We start from the raw sequence: 6,922 nt of genomic DNA on the forward strand, positions 1-6,922 counted from the left end.
ATAATTTTTGCGCTTGATTACGCCCGCGCGGCCCAATGTCCGCCGGTTCCTACCGCAAGCCACCCCAAACAAAGCGACCGCACCCCACCATCGTGGACAATCTACTCAAGCAGTTTGCGCAGTCATCGCAACTCGCCGGCGGCAATGCCGCCTATATCGAAGACCTGTACGAACAGTATCTGGTCTCTCCCGACAGCATCGATCCCAAGTGGAAAACCTACTTCGACGGCTTCCAGGGCCGCGATGCCGGTGACGTCCCCCACTCTGCGGTCATCGCCCACATCGCCAGCGCCGCGCGCCAGGCCGCCAACAGCGGCACCGGCCCGAGCGGCGACGAGCGCGAGCGCCATGTCGGCCGCCTGATCACCGCCTACCGTTCGCGCGGCCACCTCGGCGCGCGGCTGGATCCGCTGGGCCTGACCCCGCCGGTGAACCCGCCGGACCTGGGCCTGCCGTTCCACAGCCTGTCGGAAAGCGATCTGGGCAGCGAGTTCAGCACCGGCGGCCTCGGCGGCCAGCCGCGGATGAAACTGCGCGACCTGCTGGCGCGGCTGAAGGCGACCTACACCGGGTCGATCGGCAGCGAGTTCATGCACATCTCCGAGTTCGAACAGCGCCAGTGGATCTACCAGCGCCTGGAGAACGCGGGCGGCAACATCGCCGGCGACGCCGCCAGCCGCCGCCGCACCCTGGAGCGGATCACCGCCGCCGAGGGCCTGGAGCGCTACCTGCACACCAAGTACGTCGGCCAGAAGCGCTTCTCGCTGGAAGGCGGCGATTCGCTGATCCCGATGATGGACGTGCTGGTGCAGCGCGCCGGCAACGACGCGGTCAAGGACATCGTGGTCGGCATGGCCCACCGCGGCCGCCTCAACGTGCTGGTCAACACCCTGGGCAAGAACCCGCGCAAGCTGTTCGACGAGTTCGAAGGCAAGTTCGAGCACGCCCACGACGACCGCGCCCACACCGGCGACGTGAAGTACCACATGGGCTTCTCCGCCGACGTGGCGGTGGCCGACGGCAAGTCGGTGCACCTGGCGCTGGCGTTCAACCCCTCGCACCTGGAAATCGTCGACCCCGTGGTGGTCGGCAGCGTGCGTTCGCGCCAGGAGCGCTACGGCGACGCCGCGCGCACCTCGGTGCTGCCGGTGATCATCCACGGCGACGCCGCGTTCGCCGGCCAGGGCGTGGTCATGGAGCTGTTCCAGATGTCGCAGGCGCGCGGCTTCGCGGTCGGCGGCACCGTGCACATCGTGGTCAACAACCAGATCGGCTTCACCACCAGCGCCCGCGACGACGCCCGTTCCACGCTGTACTGCACCGACGTGGCCAAGATGATCGGCGCGCCGGTGTTCCATGTGAACGGCGACGATCCGGACGCGGTGGCGTTCGTGGCCAACCTGGCCTACGACTTCCGCCAGCAGTTCAACAAGGACGTGGTCATCGACCTGGTCTGCTACCGCCGCTGGGGCCACAACGAGGCCGACGAGCCGGCGGCCACCCAGCCGGTGATGTACCAGACCATCCGCAAGCACAAGACCACCCGCGAGCTGTACGCCGCCCGGCTGGAAAGCGAAGGCGTGCTGCAGGCCGGCGAGGCGCAGGCGCTGGTCGACGGCTACCGCAACAAGCTCGACTCGGGCGAATACACCACCGAACTGGCGACCCGCAAGCCCGATGAATTCGCCATCGACTGGTCCAAGTACCTGTCGGGCAAACTGACCGACAAGGTCGACACCACGGTCAAGCGCAAGACGCTGGACCAGTTGGCCAAGATCATCACCACCATCCCGGGCGGCGTCGAGCTGCACCCGCGCGTGGCCAAGATCTACGAGGATCGGGTGAAGATGGCCGCTGGCGAACTGCCGGGCGACTGGGGCTTCGCCGAGAACCTGGCCTACGCCACCCTGCTCGGCGAAGGCCACAAGCTGCGCCTGGTCGGCCAGGACGCGGGCCGCGGTACGTTCTTCCACCGCCACGCGATCCTGCACGACCAGAAGACCGACAGCTACTACCTGCCGCTGCGCCAGCTGGTGGAGAACCCGGAAGACGCCACCGTGATCGACTCGCTGCTCAGCGAGGAGGCGGTGATGGGCTTCGAGTACGGCTATTCCACCACCGACCCCAATGCGCTGTGCATCTGGGAAGCGCAGTTCGGCGACTTCGCCAATGGCGCGCAGGTGGTGATCGACCAGTTCATCGCCGCCGGCGAGGCCAAGTGGGGCCGCATCACCGGCCTGGCGCTGTTCCTGCCGCACGGCTACGAAGGCCAGGGCCCGGAGCACAGCTCCGCGCGTCTGGAGCGCTTCCTGCAGCTGTGCGCGCTGGAGAACATGCTGGTCTGCGTGCCGACCACCCCGGCCCAGGCATTCCATATGATCCGCCGGCAGATGCGCATGTCCACGCGCAAGCCGCTGGTGGTGATGACGCCCAAGTCGCTGCTGCGCCACAAGCTTGCGGTGTCGACCCTGGAAGAACTGGCCGATGGCGAGTTCCAGCACCTGATCCCGGACGCCAAGGCCGACCCGAAGAAGGTCAAGCGCGTGGTCGCCTGCTCCGGCAAGGTCTACTACGACCTGCTCGAGGACCAGACCAAGCGCGGCCAGGACGACGTCGCCATCCTGCGCGTGGAGCAGCTGTATCCGTTCCCGCGCGAGCTGCTGTCGGCCGAACTGAAGCGTTACGGCAATGCCACCGACCTGGTCTGGTGCCAGGAAGAGCCGCAGAACCAGGGCGCCTGGTACCAGATCAAGCATCACCTGCAGGCCTGCCTGGCCGACGGACAGAGCCTGCACTACGCCGGCCGCGCCCGTTCGCCGTCTCCCGCCGCCGGCCATTTCGCCGAGCACGTGGAAGAGCAGCTGAAGCTGGTCGCCGATGCGCTGTTGAATCCGTTCAACGACCAAGTCGCTGAATAAACACCCTTTCACATTCCAAAAAAGACACCACTAGGACGCCCCCTGCAATGGCCACCGAAGTCAAAGTTCCGGTACTGCCCGAATCCGTATCCGATGCCACCATCGCCAGCTGGCACAAGAAGGCCGGCGACGCGGTCAAGCGCGACGAGAACCTGGTGGACCTGGAGACCGACAAGGTCGTGCTGGAAGTGCCCTCGCCCGTCGATGGCGTGCTGAAGGAGATCAAGTTCGAAGCCGGCGCCACCGTGACCAGCTCGCAGCTGCTGGCGATCATCGAGGAAGGCGCGACCGCCGCTGCGGCCCCGGCCGAGGCCAAGGTCGCCGATGCGCCGAAGGCCGAGGCGCCCAAGGCGGCGGCCGCGGAAGCGCCGAAGGCCGTCAAGGCCGACGCGCCGAAGGCCGCCGGCGACGTGTCCAGCCTGCCGCCGGGCGCGCGCTTTAGCGCCATCACCGAGGGCGTGGATCCGTCGCAGGTCGAAGGCACCGGCCGCCGCGGCGCGGTGACCAAGGAAGACATCCTCAACTACGCCAAGAACGGCGGCGCCGGCAAGGCCAGCGGCGCGCGTCCGGAAGAGCGCGTGCCGATGACCCGCGTGCGCAAGCGCATCGCCGAGCGCCTGATGCAGTCGAAGAACTCGACCGCGATGCTGACCACCTTCAACGAGGTCAACCTGGCCAAGGTCTCGGCCGCGCGCAAGGAACTGCAGGACGAGTTCCAGAAGGCCCACGGCATCAAGCTCGGCTTCATGAGCTTCTTCGTCAAGGCCGCCGCCAACGCGCTGCAGCGCTTCCCGCTGGTCAACGCCTCGATCGACGGCGACGACATCATCTATCACGGCTACAGCGACATCTCCATCGCCGTGTCCACCGACAAGGGCCTGGTCACGCCGGTGCTGCGCAACGTCGAGCGGCAGTCCTTCGCCGACATCGAACAGGGTATCGCCGACTACGCCAAGAAGGCGCGCGACGGCAAGCTGAGCCTGGAAGAACTGCAGGGCGGCACCTTCACCGTGACCAACGGCGGCACCTTCGGCTCGCTGCTGTCGACCCCGATCATCAACCCGCCGCAGAGCGCGATCCTGGGCATGCACGCGATCAAGGAGCGTCCGATCGCCGAGAACGGCCAGGTCGTGATCGCCCCGATGATGTACCTGGCGCTGTCCTACGACCACCGCATCATCGACGGCAAGGACTCGGTGCAGTTCCTGGTCGACATCAAGAACCAGCTGGAAAACCCGGGCCGGATGCTGTTCGGTCTGTAAGAGCCGGGATTGGGGAGTCGGGATTGGGGATTGGCAACAGCGTCCCCGTCCTGAGCCCCGCCTGCTTTTGCGAATCCCGAATCTCCAATCCCGAATCCCGTGAGCGAATGAAATGAGCGAACAACAGCAATACGACGTCGTCGTCATCGGTGCCGGTCCTGCCGGCTATCACGCGGCCATCCGCGCCGCCCAGTTGGGCCTGAAGACCGCGTGCATCGACGCGGCGCTGGGCAAGGACGGCAAGCCGGCGCTCGGCGGCACCTGCCTGCGCGTGGGCTGCATCCCGTCCAAGGCGCTGCTGGATTCCTCGCGCCAGTTCTGGAACATGGGCCACCTGTTCGGCGAGCACGGCATCAGCTTCAAGGATGCCAAGATCGACGTCGCGGCGATGGTCGGGCGCAAGGACAAGATCGTCAAGCAGTTCACCGGCGGCATCGCGATGCTGTTCAAGGCGAACAAGATCACCCCGTACTACGGCTTCGGTGAGCTGCAGCCGGGCAATGTGGTCAAGGTCAAGCAGCACGACGGCAGCGAAGTCGAGCTCAAGGGCACCAACGTGATCCTGGCCGCCGGTTCGGATTCGATCGAACTGCCGTTCGCCAAGTTCGACGGCGAGACCATCGTCGACAACGTCGGCGCGCTGGACTTCACCGAGGTGCCCAAGCGCCTGGCGGTGATCGGCGCCGGCGTGATCGGCCTGGAACTGGGCAGCGTGTGGAAGCGCCTGGGCGCCGAGGTCACCATCCTCGAAGCGCTGCCGGACTTCCTGGCCCTGGCCGATGCCGAAGTGGCCAAGACCGCGCTGAAGGAATTCAAGAAGCAGGGCCTGGACATCAAGCTCGGCGCCAAGGTCTCCAAGACCGAGATCACCGGCAAGGGCAAGAAGCAGGAAGTGGTCGTCACCTACGCCGATGGCGAAGGCGAGAAGAGCCTGACCGTGGACAAGCTGCTGGTGGCCGTCGGCCGCCGCGCCGCCACCAAGGGCCTGCTGGCCGAAGGCACCGGCGTGAAGGTCAACGAGCGCGGCCAGATCGAGGTCGATGCGCACTGCCACACCGGCGTCGACGGCGTGTGGGCGATCGGCGACTGCGTGCGCGGGCCGATGCTGGCGCACAAGGGCTTCGAGGAAGGCATTGCGGTTGCCGAACTGATCGCCGGCCTGCCCGGCCACGTCAACTTCGACACCATTCCGTGGGTGATCTACACCGAGCCGGAAATCGCCTGGGTCGGCAAGACCGAGCAGCAGCTCAAGGCCGAAGGCGTGCCGTACAAGGCCGGCAGCTTCCCGTTCGCGGCGATCGGCCGTGCGGTGGCGATGGGCGAGCCGGCGGGCTTCGTCAAGGTCATTGCCCACGCCGAGACCGACCGCGTCCTGGGCATGCACCTGGTCGGCGTCGGCGTCTCCGAACTGGTCCACGAAGGCGTGCTGACCATGGAGTTCAACGGCTCGGCCGACGACCTGGCGCGCATCTGCCACGCCCACCCCACCCTGTCCGAAGCGATCCACGACGCGGCCATGGCGGTGAGCAAGCGGGCGATCCACAAGGCCAATTGAAGCCGGGATTGGGGAGTCGGGAGTGGGGATTCGCAACAGCGACCGCCGCTCCTGCCCCGCCCGGCAATCGCACAACGCCGGGCACATGCCCGGCGTTGTGCTTTGCGGATCGCCTCACGCGTGAAGCGATCAAGCGATGACCCGCGCCCGCTCCGGCAGCATCAGCGCCCCGACACACCCACCGCTTTTACGAATCCCCAATCCCGACTCCCCAATCCCATGAAAAGCATCTGCGTCTACTGCGGCTCCAACGCCGGCAACAAGCCCGCCTACGTCGAGCGTGCCACCGCGCTGGGCACGCGCATCGCCGAGCAAGGGCTGCGCCTAGTCTACGGCGGCGGCAATGTCGGCCTGATGGGCACCGTGGCCAATGCGGTGCTGGCCGCCGGCGGCGAGGTCACCGGCGTGATTCCCAAGCAACTGGCCGACTGGGAAGTGGCGCATCGCGGCCTCACCGAACTGGAAATCGTCGGTTCGATGCACGAGCGCAAGTCGCGCATGTTCGACCTGTCCGACGCCTTCGTTGCCCTGCCCGGTGGCTTCGGCACCATGGAAGAGATCTTCGAGATGCTGACCTGGCGCCAGTTGGGCATCGGCAACAAGCCCTGCGCCTTCCTCGACGTGGAAGGGTTCTACGCACCGCTGATCGGCATGATCGATCGCATGGTCGAGGAGCGCTTCCTGCACCCGGACCAGCGCGCCGACCTGTGGTACGGCAGCGACATCGACACGATGCTGGGCTGGATGCGCGAGTACACGCCGGCGCAGGCGTCGAAGTGGATCGACGAGAAGCGGCGCAACGCGTTGCGTTGAGCGCCGTTGAGGAGCGGCGAGATCATCGCGCGTAGCGACGCGTGACCGATTCCGGCGCCTCACTGCCACTGCTGCGCGATGGCGGGAAACGCCGCAACGCATTGCACTGAGAGACATCTGACGGCGACGAGTGCATGGCACGTGGCGACGCGTTGCAGATTCAGGCGCCTCACTGCTCCTGCAGCGCGGATCGACGAGAAGCGGCGCAACGCGCTGCGCTGAGACCAAAGGCAGCGTGTCGGCGTCGTGCTTGGTGCACCTCACATGACGATGGGAAGAGCCCTGTAGGAGTCAACTGTCATGCACCCGCGATGGCTGGAGGAGCGTACGGGGCTTGATCGCGTGCGATGGCATTGAGCCAGCGCAGGAACTTG

The 6,922-nt window shown here is 66.4% G+C and carries 4 protein-coding genes; all 4 read left to right on the forward strand.

What is annotated here, in order from left to right; all coding sequences use genetic code 11:
• Positions 1–92 precede the first annotated feature (92 nt).
• The 4 genes from GGR71_RS13825 (at position 93) to GGR71_RS13840 (ending at position 6,548) form a co-directional block, all read left to right on the forward strand.
• Complete coding sequence (locus GGR71_RS13825) at positions 93–2,918, forward strand: 2-oxoglutarate dehydrogenase E1 component (protein WP_160963752.1); 2,826 nt, start codon at positions 93–95, stop codon at positions 2,916–2,918.
• A 47-nt stretch (positions 2,919–2,965) separates the two neighbouring features.
• Entirely contained in the window at positions 2,966–4,180 is a 1,215-nt protein-coding gene (sucB, locus tag GGR71_RS13830) for a dihydrolipoyllysine-residue succinyltransferase (RefSeq protein WP_160963754.1), read from the forward strand.
• A 112-nt stretch (positions 4,181–4,292) separates the two neighbouring features.
• Positions 4,293–5,735 carry a dihydrolipoyl dehydrogenase gene (gene lpdA, locus GGR71_RS13835; protein WP_160963756.1) on the forward strand — a complete coding sequence of 481 codons (1,443 nt, stop codon included), beginning with the start codon at positions 4,293–4,295 and terminating at the stop codon, positions 5,733–5,735.
• A 219-nt stretch (positions 5,736–5,954) separates the two neighbouring features.
• Complete coding sequence (locus GGR71_RS13840; RefSeq protein WP_017913415.1) at positions 5,955–6,548, forward strand: LOG family protein; 594 nt, start codon at positions 5,955–5,957, stop codon at positions 6,546–6,548.
• Positions 6,549–6,922 lie beyond the last annotated feature (374 nt).

It is taken from the genome of Xanthomonas sp. F1 (genome assembly GCF_014199855.1).

Bases quoted from the DNA above. Each gene is read 5' to 3' on its own strand.
- GGR71_RS13840 (WP_017913415.1), top strand. From the start codon at position 5,955: ATGAAAAGCATCTGCGTCTACTGCGGCTCCAACGCCGGCAACAAGCCC.
- lpdA (WP_160963756.1), top strand. From the start codon at position 4,293: ATGAGCGAACAACAGCAATACGACGTCGTCGTCATCGGTGCCGGTCCT.
- sucB (WP_160963754.1), top strand. From the start codon at position 2,966: ATGGCCACCGAAGTCAAAGTTCCGGTACTGCCCGAATCCGTATCCGAT.